General features: G+C 29.8%; 8 protein-coding genes, 1 tRNA gene and 1 pseudogene. 6 read left to right on the top strand and 4 right to left on the bottom strand.

The genetic code is table 11. The annotated features are described in order from the left end of the window. Positions 1-1,590 precede the first annotated feature (1,590 nt). Together TERY_RS15240 and TERY_RS15235 are read left to right on the top strand one after the other, a co-directional pair. Positions 1,591-2,820: a glycosyltransferase gene (locus TERY_RS15240; protein WP_011612651.1), complete on the top strand. Its 1,230-nt coding sequence runs from the start codon at positions 1,591-1,593 to the stop codon at positions 2,818-2,820. A gap of 1,452 nt (positions 2,821-4,272) precedes the next feature. Next, positions 4,273-5,610, top strand: a complete 1,338-nt coding sequence (locus TERY_RS15235) for an MFS transporter (RefSeq protein WP_011612650.1) — start codon at positions 4,273-4,275, stop codon at positions 5,608-5,610. A gap of 2,432 nt (positions 5,611-8,042) precedes the next feature. Here the strand turns inward: TERY_RS15235 and murA are convergent. Next, on the bottom strand, positions 8,043-9,434 hold the full coding sequence (gene murA, locus TERY_RS15230) for a UDP-N-acetylglucosamine 1-carboxyvinyltransferase (RefSeq protein ID WP_011612649.1): 1,392 nt from the start codon (positions 9,432-9,434) through the stop codon (positions 8,043-8,045). 358 nt (positions 9,435-9,792) lie between these two features. Then, a pseudogene (locus TERY_RS37070) lies at positions 9,793-10,620 on the bottom strand (IS630 transposase-related protein); the annotation flags it as partial. Between the two features lie 460 nt (positions 10,621-11,080). Between TERY_RS37070 and ald the strand changes: the two are divergent. From ald to TERY_RS15210, 3 genes are all read left to right on the top strand, one after another. Next, entirely contained in the window at positions 11,081-12,166 is a 1,086-nt protein-coding gene (gene ald, locus TERY_RS15220) for an alanine dehydrogenase (protein WP_011612647.1), read from the top strand. 811 nt (positions 12,167-12,977) lie between these two features. Then, positions 12,978-13,061, top strand: a tRNA-Leu gene (locus tag TERY_RS15215). 278 nt (positions 13,062-13,339) lie between these two features. Continuing rightward, positions 13,340-14,125 carry a TrmH family RNA methyltransferase gene (locus tag TERY_RS15210; RefSeq protein ID WP_011612646.1) on the top strand — a complete coding sequence of 262 codons (786 nt, stop codon included), beginning with the start codon at positions 13,340-13,342 and terminating at the stop codon, positions 14,123-14,125. Between the two features lie 1,360 nt (positions 14,126-15,485). Here the strand turns inward: TERY_RS15210 and TERY_RS28225 are convergent. After that, complete coding sequence (locus tag TERY_RS28225) at positions 15,486-15,620, bottom strand: transposase (protein ID WP_370497229.1); 135 nt, start codon at positions 15,618-15,620, stop codon at positions 15,486-15,488. A gap of 871 nt (positions 15,621-16,491) precedes the next feature. Continuing rightward, a complete protein-coding gene (locus TERY_RS15205; RefSeq protein WP_044136852.1) occupies positions 16,492-16,695 on the bottom strand; it encodes a hypothetical protein in 204 nt (67 codons plus the stop codon). 2,025 nt (positions 16,696-18,720) lie between these two features. On the opposite strand from TERY_RS15205, the gene lpdA reads away from it, so the two are divergent. Next, positions 18,721-20,151 carry a dihydrolipoyl dehydrogenase gene (gene lpdA / locus TERY_RS15200; protein WP_011612645.1) on the top strand — a complete coding sequence of 477 codons (1,431 nt, stop codon included), beginning with the start codon at positions 18,721-18,723 and terminating at the stop codon, positions 20,149-20,151. Positions 20,152-20,561 lie beyond the last annotated feature (410 nt).

The following is a 20,561-nucleotide window of genomic DNA, read 5'->3' as shown; positions in this document are numbered from 1 at the left end:
CGTTACCCAGGGTAAAGCGTCAGGAAAGCCAAGTTAATTTTTTCTCAGTCTATGAACTCAAAGTACTTTTACAGCAAGATAATATTTCTAAGTTTACCACTGGTATTTGCCGGAAATCACATACTTTTTACTATTGAAAATATTTCATATTTTACAGTTGAAGGAATTATAGGAATGACTCGAAAGCGAGAAACTGTTTCATGGAAGTAAAAAGTAAAAAGTAAAAATTTAAAAGTAATATAAAAATTTAATACAACAAAATTTGAGTCAATTTTAAAGCCTTGATAAATAGTTTATTTTTGCTAATTTATAAAGACAGACAAACTGCTTTCAAGTTTTGATATAGAGTTAATTTTTCTGATTTATAAATACAAATAAACTGCTATTATTATTTATAATTTACTATTAAATTTACTATTAAATATTTATCAGCAAATCAATTTCTTTTGTTATGAAAAATATTAGTAATATAGCCATATAAGTATGGCTGAATATATCAAGATTAATCTCTAAAAAAACCGAAATAATTCAGATTTTTAATCTTTTATTCCATTGCTATAATTTATATTTACCAGCAATAAATGATGTTTTATAAATTATAATCAAGGACAATGGAAATTAAGATTTGAGAAGATGAACAAATCACTTTTACAAATATATTTCATAAAATCCCTACGAATTCATAAAAGTTTCACGAATTAGAACTATTAATGATTCAGAATACGGAAAATATTAATTATCTTCTACTATCATAAATTTATATAGTAATTCTATCTGATTTCTGAAAAAGATGGGTGACTATAAGGTACTTATCCTGAAGAGAGAAACCAAAAGTAAGAGTGTTTATAGCTATTTTTCACAATACTAGTAATTTTCATAAATGATTTAGATTGCTATAGAGAGAAAAGAAACTGAGGCAATTTTTCAAGTTAAATTAAATCAGATGCAATAAAGCGATCGCCACATTTTTTTGAAACTAAATTATCATTTATATAAAAGAATAGTAGTTAAACTCAATTGTATATTATAGCGATACTAGAAAAAGCTCAAAAAATAGTTGATCAACTTCCCATTCAACAAATATAAAAATTATTATAAATTGTGAAAATTCAAAAAACTTAAGTTAGTTTATAATAAATATATCAAGAACTAAAATAAGCGATCGCCTCTTTTCATCACAATCACAATTACAGTCTCAAACTACAGAAAATATTATTAAAATATTATTACTGATTACGAGTTATTTTAACAGAATATTAATCATATAAATCGTTTTATTCCCAAATTTTAAACCTTTATTTTGTAAGTTTATGAAGCGCAATTATAAATTAAAAAAAAATGAATGCAAAAAGACTTTTTTATTACCTCCTTAACTAATCATTATAAGGTAAAAATTTATAGTTAAAAGCTTGTTATTCTTTCTAATTGTAGTATACTATTTTCTATATATATTAATAAAAATCCTACAAAATAAGTTAAGTTTTTATTTTTAGAAAAATTAGCACTCATAATTAGGCTTATTAATAATGACTTAAATTAACTGAAACCTTAGATTTATTGCCTTCTTTTTTATTTATTTTTCCTTTATTTATGTTTATGAAAATTGCTATTATTGCCTCTGGATTTTTACCTGTATTAGATGGAGTAACCGTCAGTGGTTATTACCGAGTTCAAAAACTTAGTCAATTCGGACATCAAGTTTTATTATTTTGCCCAGACTATAGTCCCCTTGCTCACTTATATCCCAATTGGAAGGATTATACTGGTAATATTTTCCCAGGAATTCAAGTCATTAACTTACCTAGTACACCATTTCTAGATTTTGAAAGGAATGTGGGATTTAATACTTATAAAATAGTTGTTCGAGAGCTAGAAAAGTTTCAACCAGATATTATTCATGTAGATGAACCAGAAAGATTATTTTTTGCTTTTTTTCGTTTAGCTGGAATCAAATTTGCTAGAGAAAACAATATTCCCTGTATTTGTACTTTCAGAACTAACTTTTTAGAATATTTTGAAGATTTTTTGCCTTTACCAAAAGGCATTAACCTAATGTTACAGTTAATCTTTGAAAAAAGTTTTGTTTCAATTTACAACAAATACGATTTGACTTTAGTTTCTAGTACTATAACCCATCAAAAAATTATTGGCATGGGTATCAAAAATGCTATGTATATCAACTTTCATGGTTTTGATATAGAAAAATTTAATTCAGCTACAATAACAACCAATTTTTGGGAACTAAATTATCAAATTCCTAACTTAAACAACAAAGTAAAAATAGTATTTTTAGGTAGATTAACCGAAGATAAGGGCTGGAAATTTACCTTAGGTGCTTTTGTAAAACTTCAACAATTAGTAAATATAGAAAATGTTGCCATAATAATTGTTGGGGATGGTCCGATGCGTGAGGAAATATCAAACAGGTTATCTCAAGTAACAAATCATGTTTATTTATTAGGTAGAATATCTCCCAAACATATACCTAATATTTTAAAAAATAGTAATTTTCATGTCACAGCTTCAGAAAAAGAAACTAGAGGTTTAACTGTATTAGAAGCATTTGCAGCAGGTATTCCAGTAGTTGCTCCTGAAGCAGGAGGAGTTACAGAAAATATTCAAAATGGTAGAAATGGCTTATTATTTACACCAGGAAATCAGGAAAGTTTTTGTGATAAATTGAAGCTCTTAATTGAAGATAGTAATTTACGGAAAGAAATGGGTATTAATGGCAGGGAAACTATTTCAAAATATAGTTGGGATAATGCAGTAGCTAACTTAGTTAAAATTTGGCAAGAGCAAATTATACTCCAATCATAAGCATTCAGCTTTCGGCTATTAACTATCAGTTATCAGTTATCAGTTATCAGTTATTAACTCATTCTATTGAAAGAAGTAATTAGTCTCCAAAGAGAATGAAAAAGTTATGTTTGTACAGCAAACTTTGCTTCCCATTGCCTTTGAACCGCACCGTACTAAAATGTTAGGAATATTAGGAGTGTTTGTCATGTAATTATCAGGTAAACTTGGTATTTACTTGCATAAACTTATCAGTTAAGACCTGACGGCTAAATAAGACTAAGGGTTATCCATCTGGATGTGACAAATAATAAGCTAGGGTTTGGTTTATTGGATTCGTTCTGCTAGTAATATAAAGATTTATCTGTAATTTAAGAAACTATTTATCAAAAAAATATTTAAGGTTTAATTATGCTAAAAATCTTGATTCCTAACTAATAAATAAATACCAAAATTAAAAGTATTCCTAAATCTTATTAAGAGATGCTTGGGAGTTTCCATATAATGGATATAGCATCTAGAGTTCCTAGGTATTAAGATATCTTTGCGCGTTGTAAAAAAAAAGTGTTAAAAATATTGGTCTTACTTCTTTATTAATCTTTTGAAGTTTTAAGTAAGTATAAGATTATTTTTGGGAATTGCTATAAAATATAGTATAGAAGATTCAATACTAGTAGAAGAATAGCTATCTTTGATACTCTCTTAATATACTAGTAAATAAATTTATCATCTTAATCTTCCTTTTTCTTTCTGATAGGAAGGAAAATATGAAGTAGAAACTACTGGAAATTTATTAAGTATGAATGAATTAAATTTGATGATACTCGAAAGTTGGAAAAAAGTTTACTTAATTATATCAAAAAAGTGCTTGACAATTTTAGCTAAAAATATACGATTACTTCTATTTTAAGTGCTCAAGAAAATGTCAAAAAAAATTATAGCTATCTAAATAATAACAACATTCAGATTATTTTTCTATCAATTATAGATTCAAAACCTTACTTGATTTTATATATTTTTTTTGTCTCATTTGCAACAATACTTCTTGGGTTCCTTTCAGGAATAGTATTAGAGAAAATTTTCGATAAAAATAAATTATAAAAATATTAAGATAATTTAATCTTTGCTTTATTTCTATGAAGATACAGTTAGAGTAAATAAAAGTACTTTTTAGTTTTTCAGCCTTATAACTTTTAAGTGACTAATTTAACAGAGTAAATTTATTAAATAACTATAATAATATTAGTTATATCTGACAAACTATCTGACAAAAATGAAATTAATTTAATAGCTAATAGCCTGAGCATTTATCAATAAGTTCAAGAGACAAAAAAATATTAGGGCTTAAATACCTAGGTTAATAAATATTGAGTGTTTTAAAATCACCATAATCAAACTATAATTAAGTATTATCGAGCAAACTCAACAAATGCCATTCGACTCTATATATGATTCATCTAAGAACTTAAAGTTATGCAAACATTCGTATTTATATGGTTGGGTCAAGTTTTTTCTCTATTAGGTTCTAGTCTGAGTGAATTTGCTCTAGCAGTATGGGTATATCAAACAACAGGTTCAATTACCCACTATGCTCTGTTGTCTTTATTCATTCATCTACCTAGTATCTTTATTTCACCATTTGCTGGTGCAATGGTAGACCGCTGGAGTCGTCGTCAAGCAATGATTGTCAGCGACTCAATCACTGGAGTAACAGCATTAGCAATAATGTTCTTAGTATTCTCCCAACAACTACAAGTTTGGCATATCTATATAGCAGTGGGTATTAGTTCTGTCTGTAACGCTTTTCAATGGCCAGCTTATATATCTGTAATCCCCCAACTTGTACCTCCAAAACATTTGAGTCGGGCAAATGGCATGGTACAAGGTGCAATAGCAACAGCAAGAATTCTTGGCCCAAGTATAGCTGGTGTGTTGATCATCAAAATTCATCTTCACGGCATATTATTAATCGATTTTAGTACCTATCTACTGGCATTTTTTACTCTGTTAAGTGTCAAATTCCCCATAAGTCAGCAGCAAAAGATTAGACGAAAAGTAAGTATTGAAAAGTTATGGCAGGAAGTTATTTCAGGATGGAATTATGTAGTCGTCCGTACTGGTTTACGCCAATTGACTATTTTCTTTGGAGTTATTTATCTAAGTGCGGGAATATTGCAAGTTTTATTCTTGCCAATGGTATTAAGCTTTGCTTCGGAAAAAGAACTAGGAATAGTAATGTCTGTTAGTGGCATTGGAATGTTATTAGGAAGTGTTATAGTAAGTTTATGGGGATGTTCTAAACGTAGGATAGAAGGTATTTTAGTTTTTGTATTTATCCAAGGACTATGTCTATGTTTAGGAGGATTAAAACCCGCTGTAATTTTGGCTGCTATTGGAGGATTTGGCTATTTATGTTCTAGAGCAATTGTTGTTAGTTTAAATCATACTATTTGGCAACAGAAAGTACCTCAATATTTACAAGGGCGAGTTTTTTCTTTGCAGAATATGATGGAAAAGTTTTTGTTAGTAATTACTCATCTAAGCGCGGCACCTTTAGTAGAGTTTATGTTTAAACCTTTGATGAGTGAAAATGGAATTTTGGCAAGTAGTGTAGGAAGAATTATTGGGGTTGGAGATGGTAGAGGAATAGCTTTATTATTTGTATTGATGGGTTTATTGAATATTGGAGCGGTATTAGTTGCTTATCGTACTCCACAGTTGCGAAGGGTAGAAATAGAATTAAATGATACTGATAGATTTCAAGTCAATAAAACTGAGACTGATAATACTGAACAAACTGTATTAATGTAAAAAAGAGTAAATCAAGCTTTTATCAAACCTCTGTAAGAAGATTCCATGGAATCTTCCTACTTTCTTTTTTATGCTTATAACTAATACCAAAATGTAATACCAAAATATCAATTTTACATAAATAAAACTAATTTTATAAATTTTTGCTACAAATTTTTTCTACAAATAGCTAGGGGATTTTTTAGGAGACATTTCGGGGACTTTCAGATTTGCAAATTACAATAGTCAGGAGTTAGAATGAATCGCTTCAATACCATTTCTGAGCTTAAAACTTATCTTAAGTGATAATACTCAAATTGATAATAATAACATACAAAGAACCTTGATAAATAAAGTAAGAAACCAGATTAAAATATTTAGGAATATAACCTTAAAAAAAAACCGAACTGGATATGCTAGCTAAAGAGGACTGCTTTAACGTACACACAGACGACATGATTTATTTTCATGTTTTAATGAGTGACTTATTAACAGATAATAGGCTTAATATAGAGGTGTAGTAATAGAAGTAGAAATAGATAATTACAGCACAGAATGGCGGTACTTAAACAACAAAAAACTAGCATAAAAATAGCATAAGTATCACCAACAAAAAGCTTAATTAAGATTAATAACTAAAGAGGAAAATTTATATTTAGCTAGTGCTAAAAATGTCACGGTATAGACAGAGGAAATAAAGGGTAGAAACTTATGATAAATAGTTATCCTTGGCTAAAATTATTGTCTAATTACTATCTAAATTATTGTGTAAAATAGCCTAATTTCCTTTACTTTTGACTATAATTCTAGTATTTTTACCACAGACAAGACCCCTAAAACCCACCCTTAAAGAAAAGAATTTACAGCACTTTCCGTTGCCGATGAGGTACAATAACAGCACTTAGTAAAGCAGTTTTTTAAATGTTGAGAATTATATTAACTAAAGTACTACCCCAGGTGACTATATCAACCATTTTTGTGTACTGTTGGAGAAAAAATTCGTACAAAATATTTCAATTGTGACCATCATAACTTCTTAAAAATTAAAGTTTGAGAAATATGGGGATAAATTTATAATTTTCCCTCCTACAGATTTTATTCTATGTTCAATTAATGCTAGTTTATGTGCAGGTAAATTATCCATCAAAAATACCGCTCCTAACTATAAATATGGTAGTCAAAAACGTTCAATAAATACTTTAAATGCAATACTTGCCATTGAATTATTTATTGTCATTAACCCTACTACTTATTTAATACTTATTGCACTAATTACTGTAACTTTCTGAGGGAGATAAAATGACTTCATTTAATTAACCCATTATCCCCAAAGCGAGTAAGCATGGATGAGTTTTGGTTGAACCTAATATTACACCTATTCCATCTATAAATACTAAATTTTCTGGGTGTATATTTTTCACTAATTTCTTTATATTCTTCTCTTAATTTTTGTACTCTTTCTGTTCCGACTAGAACTACTACGCTGCATTTTTTTTACGACTTAATCATAATTTTTGTCAAGCTCGAAATATACCAGTACAACTTAACCAATTTCTTATTAAAAGGTTAAAATACTTCATATAATTCTGCGATAGTTGCATCTGGATTTTCTGACACAAGTTGTTGGAAATCTAAATCTGTAGCATATCAGATGACTAAACCTTGATTAACCACATTTTAATAGTTCTAAATTTACATCTGTTTTGTGTTATTTTATTAGTTTCTGGACTAAACCTTTAATAACAGAAAATATGATGGCTACAAATGGGAATTAATATTTTCTGTTTCAGATGTGTCGCAACTATTTTTTCTGATAAGTTCTTTTGGATATGAATTCATATTTATATCATCAAATTCTTAACTATAAGTGCAACTCATAGCTTCAGAAACTGCTGTATTATATAAAAGTTTACCTCCTTGCAAACGTATAGAAAAGATATAATCGAAGCATAAAGTACTTACAAAAGCTATGCCCAGAACTAAATCAGCAAAAAATAATAAAATCACTGTTGGTTGGTAATCGTGAAAGAAACAAACCCTACTCCATTAGCTCTTTGAAATTCTATAAGTACTGATTATTATTTAGCTACAAATAGCTCTTTAAAGTAGGACAATATCTGATTTGTCAACCATAAGATACTTCAAATTCAGACTTTTCTCAGAGGTCTATTAACATCTTTTATGACCTTTGAAAAGACAGGATCAGATTATCCAAATGATCTACAAGGCGTTAAAGATAAAATTTTTGTAGTATAAGCATATTGCCCGCTAGATATTTACCTCACGGGCCGTAGGAAGTGTATATATTCAAACCATTTACCGAAAAATTTGGTTTAGAGCCTCACTCATAAAAAGACAACTTTTTAGTTATTGTTTTGAATACATCTGTTCTCCAATAAACAAACAAAATCTCTGATAGCTTCTACTTTTACTAGAGTGTAATCAGATTTTTATTAGATAGAAGCTTGGAAAATCTCATTTTCTTCAACTAAGTCCACTCTTTCGAATTTTGCTCCTAACTTTTGCAATTTAATTTCTAGTTGTTCGTAGCCTCGATCAAGGTGTTGTAGACCCTGAAAAGTTGTTTCCCCTTCTGCTGCTAGCGCTGCTAATATCAAGGCAGCAGAAGCTCTAAGGTCAGTACCAATAATTGGAGCAGCAGATAACTTAGGTACACCTTTAACAATAGCATGATTTCCTTTAACCCTAATATTAGCACCCATTCTATTTAATTCTGAAACATGGCGCATACGATTCTCAAATACTGTTTCTGTAACATCACTAGTGCCAGAACAGACACTAAGCAAAGCCATAAATGGAGCCTGCATATCTGTAGGAAAACCAGGATATGGTTGAGTTTTAATATTAGTAGATTTCAATATTTCACTAGGTAAAAGACGTAAACTATCAGATGTTTCCTGTATAACTTTTACACCTACCGACTGAAGTTTAGAAATAACTGCACTCAAATGTTTAGGCACTACTGGTGAAATACTTATATCTGAATTAGTTATCGCGCCAGCTATTAAGAATGTACCAGCTTCTATCCTATCAGGAATAATAGTATAATCTACTGAGTGTAGTTTTGGTACTCCAGATATTACTATCCTTTTTGTACCTGCACCGAAAATATTAGCCCCCATAGCTATACATAGATTAGCCAAGTCTTCTACTTCTGGTTCCTTAGCTGCATTTTCAATGATAGTTTCTCCTTCAGCCAAGGTAGCTGCCATCATTAAAGTTTCAGTGGCTCCAACACTGGGATAGTCAAGATAAATTTTTGCCCCTTGTAACCTCTTTTTACTACCACTGATATTAGCATTAACCATACCATGTTCAATATGAACTTCTGCTCCTAGAGCTTGTAAACCTCTAACATGAAGGTCAACAGGTCTTGCACCAATAGCACATCCACCAGGTAGTGGTACGCGAGCCACCCCTAGTCTAGCCAAAATAGGACCTATGGCAAAAAAGCTAGCACGCAACTGTCTAACTAACTCATAAGGAGCTTCATGATGATTAATAATACTTGCATCTATATCTAAAGTAAAAGTATTAGTATTATGTTTTATTCTTGCTCCTAATGCAGATAAAACTTGTCCCATTATGTTAATATCTGCTAGACATGGAACTTGACGCAAACGACAAACACCTGAAGAAAGTAGTGTTGCTGCCATTGCAGGGAGCGCTGAATTTTTAGCACCACTAATACTAATATTTCCTTTTAAACGAGAAGGACCCCAAATTTTCAGTATTGACTGATTCACAGGAGATGACTTTAGCTTATCGGTGTCTGCTATTGAATGTAATTGTTGGTTGATGGCTCTATCCTCCCTCAATGGCATAAGTTATTGATTTTCATTTTTGCTCTTGATTGTACTGGAAAGTCAGCAAATGTCTAGGGGTCGACAAATTCTTTTTCTTCATCTAAATTATCAGTTACCAAAAAAATTTAGATAGCTCCAGAAAAATTGTAGGGATTTTAAGGTTAAAGACTTTTACCTTATTAACCTATAGTTTAATTGACTTTGAGTGAGCTAAATCGACGGTCAATCAATGTCCCATTGAGTTCCATTGATTAAGAATATTATTTTGGATTTTTTTGATTCTCAAATTATGGTGAAAAAGTCCCCAAAGAATTATCCAAAAGAACTCCCAAATTTTCCACACTGCGGTATAGTAATATAAATTTATGTAAACGCAGCGATAAATATAAAAAAATGATGTATTGATAGGTGAATAAATTCTAAGTCTTTTTAATGCACTAAAATCATGTTCTTAGTCATTTAAATCAGGATAGTATTTTGGCAAAAATAGTAATTGATAATCCCCTGCTTCTACTAATTCTCTAATAACCTTTTTTCTATGAATTGGTTAATTCTCCGTGCAGCAGTATACTGGGAATTTTTAACGATGGTAATAAATGTTGCTCTAGCCATTGTTAAAATACCACGGCATTTAGGGTTCCTTTCAATATAATTGGTGCTATTAAATCTTTTTCCTTTTTTCTTCTCCCAGCTACTCAATTTTCTCTTTTACCTCGTTTTCTCTCTTGCTCAACATAAACTTTTTTCCCTTTTTTTGACCAGGTATAAATACAGTCTTGATTATCTTCAAATCATGATTTATAAATAAATACAAGGTTTTTACTTCCAAATTTCATCAAAAAAAATTCGTAGTTTCTGATAATATTTTATTCTTTCTTCTCTATTTCTTTACCTATAACGAAGTTTTTTTTCAAGGAAAATTCATTCTTTTCAAAGTATAAAATATAGCTGTAGGATTAACTCCAATTTTTTTAGCTCTGTCGGCCAATTTACACTCTGAATTTAGTTTGACATCTTTTTATAATTCTTTCCAATCTAATTTTATTAGACGACATTTTACCTTAGTTGCTTCCAATTTTGGGCGAGATAACCATCTATATATCGAAGCTCTTGCTATACCAAATACATGAGTAACTTTGGTAAGCATACCACCATTTTCTACAAAATTTATTACTTTTTGTCTGAAGTCTAAACTGTAAAGCATGGTTAGAAATATTTTATAATTGACTTAAAATTATTCTACTTAATTTTTGTCTCAATCTTAATTAAAACAACTATATTAGTTATAAGTACTTCTGTCTGACTAAAGTTATAACCTTAAATAGGTAGGTGTACAGCAAATGTTTTTTAGCCTTCTTAAAAGAGCAGGGATATTTCATTCTCTAAAGTTAGTCAAGAAAAGATAAAAGTTAGAGTAGCTTTTGCCCATTTTAGTCGTGAACCTTTTCCCTAATTAATTGCGAACAAAACCACAGGGATATCAAGGCACCGAGATAACTGGGAAATTTTAATACCCATAGTCAGGGTTTCAGGGAAATTTATCAGTTATCTTTGAAGGTCAATTAACAAATTGTTATCATTTAAGCTAATTAGACCAGATATTTACTCAGACATGATTTTTTGGTCAAAGACATAGTTCCTTGGTACATAAATGGAGATAGGGAATGAAAATAGGTATTCCAAAAGAAATTAAGGATCAGGAGTTTCGTGTAGGATTAACCCCTGCAAGTGTTAAGGTCTGTACTGAAGCAGGTAATGAAGTATTTATAGAGACAGAAGCTGGTTGGGGCGCAGGTTTTAGTGATAGTGACTATCTTAATGCAGGCGGGCATATCTTATCAGATACCAGGGACGTTTGGAAGTGTGACATGATAGTTAAGGTTAAGGAACCTCTATCCTCAGAGTATGAATTTCTCAAATCAGAACAACTGCTATTTACTTATTTACATTTAGCTGCGGATCGGAAGTTAACTAAAAAATTAATTGAAAGTGGCGTCACGGCCATCGCCTATGAAACGGTAGAGTTATCTGACCAAAGGCTACCTTTATTAACTCCTATGAGTATAATAGCTGGTCGTTTGTCTGTGCAGTTTGGGGCAAGATTTTTGGAAAGACAACAAGGTGGTAGAGGTGTTCTCTTGGGTGGGGTCCCTGGTGTTACCCCTGGCAAAGTTGTAATTCTGGGAGGAGGAATAGTTGGTACAGAAGCAGCTAAAATTGCTGTTGGCTTGGGTGCAAAAGTCAAAATTTTGGATATTAATTTGGAAAGGTTGGCTTATTTAGAGACTGTATTTGGCTCAAGGTTAGAGTTACTATATAGTAGTTCCTCTGCTATAGAAGCAGCAGTCGCAGATTGTGATTTACTTGTAGGGGCAGTTTTAGTTCCTGGCCGTCGTTCTCCAGTTTTAGTTCCCAAAAGTTTGGTGGAGCAGATGCATTCTGGATCTGTAATTATCGATGTTGCTGTGGATCAAGGTGGTTGTGTGGAAACTCTACGTCCTACTTCTCATACAAATCCTATCTATCAGGAATTAGGTGTCGTACATTATGGAGTACCTAATATGCCTGGAGCAGTTCCCTGGACAGCTACTCAAGCTTTAAATAATAGTACTTTACCTTATGTATTGCAGTTAGCTAACTATGGTAGTAAAGCTTTAGATATGAATCCAGGGTTGGCTAAGGGATTGAATGTTAAAAACCATGTTTTGGTTCACCCTGCTCTCCGAGAAGTATTTCCTGATTTAAACTAGCCAGTTTAATTAACCAATAATTGACATCTTCTGCAAAGCGAAATGATAGAAAGCCCTACATCACTGCGAGACTTTCCTCTGCCTTTTAGTCGGTTGACAAAGGTTTGAGTTTTTCCATCTAAGCATAGATTTATCTATCCAAAGACATTATTTTCTCTTTGGTTCAGGGTAGTTTATATCTTCCTAAATTTGGATTCAAGTATATTTTTGTCCTTTTTGAGTCCCTTAACATTACCGTAGCATAGACAATTATGAATTTTCCTACTGAGAGTTTTGATAATAAGACCATCATAGTTAGAAAAAATTCTTAGTTGAATAAAATTGAAAAAATTATGGATGTATTAAGAATAAAAGTGCTGAAATTGAAATTAATATACAATTTGTCATGTTGTATACCAGAAAATATTTATTTTGTCAAATACTGTTGATAAATTTGTTAAGCTTTATTAACTAAAAAAACTCTTTCAAATGTTAGAAATAGCTATTATGTAGTTGAAGTTAACGGTATAAAGGAGTTTATAGATGTTTAATTTAAATTAAGTTAAAACGCTCTGCGAGATTATACATTAATGTTCAGGATTATACCAAATCTTTCAAATAACGTAAATAGGTAGAAATAAATGAGAATATTCTCAATAATCTGTTTTTTATTAACTTATATAACAATTTTATATATTTAAAATTACAAACATAATCTATAAAAGTATAAATTTTCATTATAAAAAATCTTAATTATTTTATGATCAAAAAGTTAATTCAAAGTAATTGACAAGTTTAAATAGATAAGCGATAATTAAAATTCGTGCTGCAAGCGGAACTGGCGGAATTGGTAGACGCGCTAGATTCAGGTTCTAGTGTTCGCAAGGACTTCCGGGTTCAAGTCCCGGGTTCCGCATACCTCTTAATCAATCTTTGATTATTATTTTGAGAGAGGTCTCCACCTAAAAAGACAAAAAATACCTAAACTAAAGTTTAGTTAAAACAAAGTTTAATCTAGGTGTTTTAAAGGGAAATAAAATGAGTTGTAAAAACCTAATAGCTAGAAAAAAGGGAAATAGAAAAAAGCATCAGAAAAACTGGATAATATCTCCGGAACTTTTTATTAATAAGAAGTATCCCGAGCTTCTTTCACTTATAAGATAGAAATGCTAAATAAGGGATAAAAGATCAACAGTGTTGACTAGTTTACAGAATTCTTTGGTAAAGCAAATTCGCCAACTTCACCAATCAAAAGGGAGGCAGGAACAGCAATTATTTCTAGTTGAAGGAACTCATCTCCTGGAAGAAGCTTGCAAGAGAAATTATCCTCTTATAACTGTCTGCCATACATTTGAATGGCAAGAAAAACATAAATTTTTGTATGAATTAGTATCTCAAAAAGCTCAAAGGATAGAATTAGTAAGTACCAAGATTATTCAATCCCTTGCTACTACAGTTAGTCCTGATGGAGTAGTGGCTATAGCACCACAGAGTCAGACAAATTTTTTGAAGATTACGACTTTGGGAATTGTTTTAGATAAAATTCAAGACCCTGGTAATTTGGGAACTATAATTAGGACAGCTGTAGCAACAAATATAGATGGTTTATTCGTAAGTAGAGATAGTGTAGACTTGTCTCATCCTAAAGTAGTTCGGGCGTCAGCTGGGGAATGGTTTAATTTACATAAGGCAATATCTGAAAACCTAAAGAATGAAATATTAAAATTACAAAGTCAAGGTCTACAAGTTTTAGCGACTGTTCCAAATTCAAATATTAACTATTGGGAAATAGACTTACGAAAACCTACAATAATAGTTTTGGGAAATGAGGGTTCTGGTATTTCTAAAGATTTAATTGATTTAGCTGATTATTCTGTGAAAATTCCTTTGAGTAATGGAGTAGAATCTTTGAATGTTGCTGTAAGTGCAGCTATAATTTTGTATGAGATTCAACGTCAACGTCAACTTGAATTAAAGTAGTCTGTTTTTATGGTTTAATTTGCAGATAGGTAGTGTTTGGTGTTTCTTATCTGTCTAAATATATTTATCTATGTCAAAAAAGTTTTTATACTAATTATCTATGAAGCTGTGCTTAATATAAACTAACAAGATGTAATAGTGAAGAAAGTCAATTAGCAATAGAAAGAACTTCCAAAGAGCGATCGCTAATATTAATTCTCTATGAAGTTACACATAATAGTCCTTCTATTAAATAGTCTCGTCTAATCAAAGATGTCAATTTTAACCCATCTGTTTTCAGGAAAGAGAATCTAGGAAACTTTGTATTGTAATTTTTGAAGATTTGGGTAATCATTCCATTATAGTTCTTGCTTCAATTGTTGCAAAAAACTTTCAATAGGTTTAAATTCCGCAACTGTGAGGACGTGGGAATATTGGTATGGAAGTTTTCAGGAATTTCTATATTTTGCTAAAAACTCTCATTGCCAAGAAAATTGAAAATGATACTCTCATTAAATTTTTCAGATAATTGGTTGATAAATGTCTGAAAACATTTACCGTCATGTTGGAAAAAATTTGTAAAAATAGCTGTGTCCAGTTTTGACTTCTATTGCCCTATAAAGGTAATTTTTTTTTCGTTGTCATTGGTTACATCATAATGGTTTAACTCATGTGCAAAGTTATCATTTTGCTTGTTTTTTTGAGTCCTATAGTAGCTTTCATCTTGACAAAAGTAGCAAAATTTTTTCCTTTTTCTAAATAGTTTATATAAGACTTTTAATCCTAATTACACCTAAGTTATATATAAATAAAAAGGACAAAAAGTAAACAGAATCAAAAATAATAAATTACTTATGCTTATTGATAATAACTAGACAAGTAAAAAATATCTAAAATATTTAACCTTTGGTCATCAATTAAACTTTTTAATTCTTTATTAAATGTTATTTAATGCCGCTTGAGTGTATAAAAATAGTGACTTTTTTATTCATTTTTATCTAATTTAATTGCTGTTTTTTGATATTTTAAACTATAAGTAATTAACCCTATAATTATATTCACAATAAAATTATACACACTTCAATATTGAGAGTGAACAAGCTGTGAAATATTTTTTAATTGGTCATTGAAAGTTTTAATTAATTAACGTTTTCGTACACATTAATTTATTTCATAAATTTACTAATTTATTGTTTATATTTTTCTGATAATACAAAGTCACTAACTTTAGATTATTGACGTATAATTTATCAAAAATTATTTGATAAATATAACCTTTATTTCAAAATAACTTTCCCTATAAATTTTGAGATAAAAAGTAAACTGATTTCCCCTCGTCTACCTTATCTAGTGTTATTTGAAAAGCTAATATTTTTCCAAGTTAATTAATGATTAAGTCCAACTTAAATCCAAGATACCAATCTACTGTACTTTTAACCCATTTTCCTAATCCATTAAATACTTTATTTCTTTTGGATCCTTTATTATGACAAATTTTAATTCCTATACTATTAATAAAAAATATTTGCAGTCACGTTTTTGTATATTAAGGTAACTTTATAACAAGCATTAATTTTAATATAATTAATTCGATAAAACGATTATAAATAAACAAATAATGAAAATACTTTTGATGATATTTGATAATTTTTGATTGATAATAATATAAGCTTAAAAATTACGATGACTAGACTAATAAAATCAATTATTATTGTCATAATCTTACTGAAGTATAAGCGATTTTTTTTGATATTTTTAACTTGACAACTTTTTATTGAATTACAGTTAATACTTTCTTAAAAATTAAACATAAAAATAATTGATATTACCAAAAAAATTGACTCAATTGCATAATTATATTTTTTACAATTAACAACATTTATACTTTGAAAAATTTATAAAAAAATAATCATAAATAATGCTAAATAATTTAAAAATATTTAATATTATTTAAGCAAAATTTACTTTGTTTTATTGTGACATCTCACTCGTTATAAATAAATATTACTTGTTGAAAATTATTTATTTTTTGTAAATTAGTGAAACTCTTATAAATCAATACCTTTAGCGTATTTTATTTCGTATAAATTAGGTTTGTTTTAGTTTTTTTAAAATTTTTCTATACAGCTAAAATACCCTTATTAATACTATAAATACAAGGTGTTTCAAGTTTAGTTCCACTCCTTATATTTGACAATTTTATAAACGTTATTATCAGCTATTTTAATTTGATATTTCTCTGGTAACCAGCAATAAATTTATCCTAAACTTTTTAATCCAACTGGCTCTGACAATTTTTATTGTAAGCCTGTTAAAACCTCTCCCAAAATTTTTGAAGCTTTTCCTGGTGCATTTTTGAGTTTTAAAAGCTTTTGTAGTTCTTCAATTCAAGAATTTATGAGCCAACGTGTAATCATTGATTCATAACGACTTAGCAGCAAGGCTTGTTCTCGGCGAGTTGATACTAGATTGGTTTTGAGCCAATAAATCATTTGTATTCGTTCTTTTCCTTTAGCTGTTATTGATTTACTTAAACACTTTTCAAGTTCAGAAAGTGTTTCATTAATTTTGACTTTGAAGGGAAGGGCCATAAATACTTGACTAACAGCGATCGCGAAAGGTCACGTAGTTTGCTCACTAATTAGTTTTTTTGTTATTATATCTTATTAACCTATATTAAGCACAGCTTCATAGAGAATTAGTATTATAAAAGAGAACAAAATTTAGGTTAACTACTAATTTACCTTTCGATAGAGAAGAATAAGTAAGCAATAAAGAAATAGCCGAGATTTATGTACAAAGATAACAGATATAATTACTGGTAAAAAATTTAAAAATTTACTTAAAATCAGACATATTAATGACTAAGAATGAGAATAGTATTTCCATTCATATCTATAGTGTTTTAATCGCTTATTTGATTTTACAAATCATATAAATTCCCCAAAATCATTGGGGATGATATTAGATGAAATTCGTTATATTTAAACCTATATATGTTAGGAAATTATTTATGTATATTAGTTGCTAAAAAATAATATGGTTGAGATAAAAATCTACTTATATAGAGTTAGTTAAATTTGAAAATTTTTGTTGTAAAATTCAACATAGCTTGAGAAAATCTAGTCAAAATTAGAAATAATTATAGAATAAATACAAGATGGAAAGATTGCAGTTTATGCAAATAATGAGGTTGATTTTGATATCAGATGGGGAGATAGTAAAAATCAACTAAAAATACCAATTAATAATTAACAAATTGTCAATAGATTACTATTTTGGTAGATTGAATTTATGAGATCTAGATTGAATAGTGAAAATATACAGTAAGTAATGTAGAAAATACAGTTATTTTTGTGAAATAGCTAATCATAATCAATGACAAAGAAGGGAAAAATCACAAGATTAAAGAAAAACAAATACTAATTATTTGGTATTTTTAACCTATCTTAAAAGAAAAGAAATACTTGAATTATTTAGCTGTGTGAATCAAATTTTAATAGAGGAAGAGTGGCAAGTGATATATGAACTATTTGCTTTTCATTCTCTGGAATAAAATCTGATTGATGCAGATTTTTTTGACAACTAAAAAAATATTGATAAGATGTCATCAAAAAGTAAAAAGAATAAGATTATTAACGGTTTATATAAGCTTTTAGTTAAGTTTAAGCTTTTCATTTTTATGAATCTAGAAAAGTATGATGCTTTTTCATATATCATTTGAAAATTCTATATAACTTAATTTCTAAAATATAGATCTAGATTATCCTTGTCGATTTTATCAATTTTTGCCATAACTTTAGTCAGATTAAGGTAATTTACTAATAAGAGTTTATATTTATAGTAGCAAAAATAAAAATTCATCTATTCTTTGTACAAGAAGACAGATAATTTTCATAACAGTACATCAATATCAAGCAATATGCCTACACTACAAAGTTTTGATAATTAATACTTGTATAGATAAAATTTTCGGTTTCCAGTAAAAGTTTTTTTCTATTCCATATATTCACTATCATGTTAAATTAATTTTCTACATAACTGTGATAACATTATTTAACTACTAAATATCAAGGGAATACAATTTTGCCAGTCTTATTCTAAGATATAAATTTAAGATTAAATTAATTTTTACTTTATTGTATTATAAGTTATCAGTATTGGAAGTAGTTACAAAGCTAAGGTATCTATAAAAATGATATATGTGACCTATTTGGTATATTATTTAAGCTGAAGTAATTAGTGTACCAATTAATGGCCAATTGTGGCCAATGGCTGAATATGAAATATAACTATGGCAATAATGATTAAACCAAGAAACTTTTTAGATGATGATTATGCAAGGAGTTTCTAAATGGGTTCTATATTCTGATTGATTGTGATTTAAAACCAAGTTGGTTTGTGGAATGTAGGCAAAATTAGTTAGGACTTACGTAGAAGCACTTTATCTAATCTAGTCGAAGGTAATAGCTTTAATACTTACAGATAGTTCGTGTTCTAATATTCTATGTAAGTCCTGTGAGTCAAATAAAACTCTAATAATATTTAGCTGCATTCCTAAGAAACCAAAAAAATATAGTTTTTGCAAACATACCTAGAAGTTTTAGAAAACAGAAATGACTCAAGAATTTGATTACGACTTAATAATTATTGGTGCAGGTGTCGGTGGACATGGTGCAGCATTACACGCTACCAGTTGTGGCCTAAAAACAGCTATTGTAGAAGTAGCAGAAATGGGAGGTACTTGTGTTAACCGAGGTTGTATACCATCTAAGGCACTTCTCGCAGCATCAGGTAAAGTTCGAGAGTTACGAAATGCTCACCACTTAAAAACTTTGGGAATTGAGTTGGATAATGTTTCTTATGACAGACAAGTAATGGCCACTCATGCAAGTAACATTGTGACCAAAATTAGAGGTGACATGAGCAAAAGCCTTAAACGTCTGAGTGTAGATATTATTACAGGGTGGGCTCAGGTAGCAGGAAAACAAAAAGTTACGGTTAAGACGGAAAAGGGAGAAGAAAACTTTACTGCCAAAGATATTATACTTGCTCCTGGTTCAGTACCTTTTGTTCCTCCTGGAATAGAATTGGATGGTAAAACAGTATTTACCAGTGATGATGCTCTTAAACTAGACTGGTTACCACCTTGGGTTGCAATTATTGGTAGTGGTTATATAGGACTAGAATTTTCTGATATTTACACTGCCCTTGGATCTGAAATTACGATGATTGAGGCATTAGATAAGTTAATGCCTACTTTCGATCCAGATATAGCTAAGATTGCACAAAGAGTTCTAATTCAGTCAAGAGATATTGAAGTAAAAGTAGGGAAGTTGGCTATAAAGGTAGTTCCTGGATCTCCGGTAATTATTGAACTTGCCGATGCCAAGACTAAAGAAGTAGAAGAAATTATAGAGGTTGATGCTTGTCTAGTTGCCACAGGTCGCATTCCCTATACAAAAGATTTAGGACTAGATTCTGTAGCAGTAGAAACTGATAAATATGGATTTATTCCAGTAAATAGCAAAATGGCAGTTTTGTCAAGTGGTGAACCAGTACCTAATTTATGGGCAATTGGTGATGCAACAGGAAAAATGATGTTGGCTCATGCAGCATCTGCCCAAGGAATAACAGTGGTAGAAAATATATGTGGTCGTGATCGAGAACCAGATTATCTTAGTATTCCGGCGGCAGCTTTTACTCATCCAGAAATTAGCTATGTTGGTATGACAGAACCAGCAGCAAAAGATTTAGGCCAAAAACAGGGGTTTGAAGTGGCAAGTGTCAGAACTTATTTTAAGGGTAATTCTAAGGCGATAGCTGAAGATGAAACAGATGGTATTGCTAAAGTAATTTATCGTCAAGATACAGGAGAATTATTAGGAGTACATATTATTGGTCTTCATGCCTCTGACTTAATTCAAGAAGCAGCAAATGCTATAGCTAAAAAACAATCTGTTAATGAGTTATCTTTTAATGTACATACTCATCCTACTTTATCAGAAGTTTTGGATGAAGCATTTAAACGAGCCACTGTTCACTAGCTATTAGTATTAAGGAGATTAGTGGAATGGTAGATTCACTAAAATTAATACTATTAAAGCCCTAAAAATATAAGGTTAAAATAAAATAATAAATTACTAAAAATAAGTTTTAACCTTGTTTCATAATTAGCTAGCTACAACTGTGGGAAGTAAGATAGTTATACTACAAAATTATAGTGTTTTTCATAAAGATGGAACATATTCCCAAGAATCAAGATATTTATAAAGAAGTCTACTTTAGAGTACCCAAAGGAAAAACTCTGTTAACTTTAGAGATGGGTAATTTAACACATAAAGTTTATGTATAAAACTCAAAGACTTACAATATTTTATAAGAGATTGTTATCAAGAAAAAGATATAGCAATCCCATATTGGTCGCAACAGATATAATAGTAAGAATAACAGATCT

Source organism: Trichodesmium erythraeum IMS101 (assembly GCF_000014265.1).
In the GTDB taxonomy this organism is placed as follows: Bacteria; Cyanobacteriota; Cyanobacteriia; order Cyanobacteriales; family Microcoleaceae; genus Trichodesmium; species Trichodesmium erythraeum.
Note: the sequence above shows the minus strand (reverse complement) of the source record. Positions and strands in the feature narration are given on the sequence as shown.

Bases quoted from the DNA above. Each gene is read 5' to 3' on its own strand.
- TERY_RS15240 (WP_011612651.1), top strand. From the start codon at position 1,591: ATGTTTATGAAAATTGCTATTATTGCCTCTGGATTTTTACCTGTATTA.
- TERY_RS15235 (WP_011612650.1), top strand. From the start codon at position 4,273: ATGCAAACATTCGTATTTATATGGTTGGGTCAAGTTTTTTCTCTATTA.
- murA (WP_011612649.1), bottom strand. From the start codon at position 9,434: ATGCCATTGAGGGAGGATAGAGCCATCAACCAACAATTACATTCAATA.
- ald (WP_011612647.1), top strand. From the start codon at position 11,081: ATGAAAATAGGTATTCCAAAAGAAATTAAGGATCAGGAGTTTCGTGTA.
- TERY_RS15205 (WP_044136852.1), bottom strand. From the start codon at position 16,695: ATGGCCCTTCCCTTCAAAGTCAAAATTAATGAAACACTTTCTGAACTT.
- lpdA (WP_011612645.1), top strand. From the start codon at position 18,721: ATGACTCAAGAATTTGATTACGACTTAATAATTATTGGTGCAGGTGTC.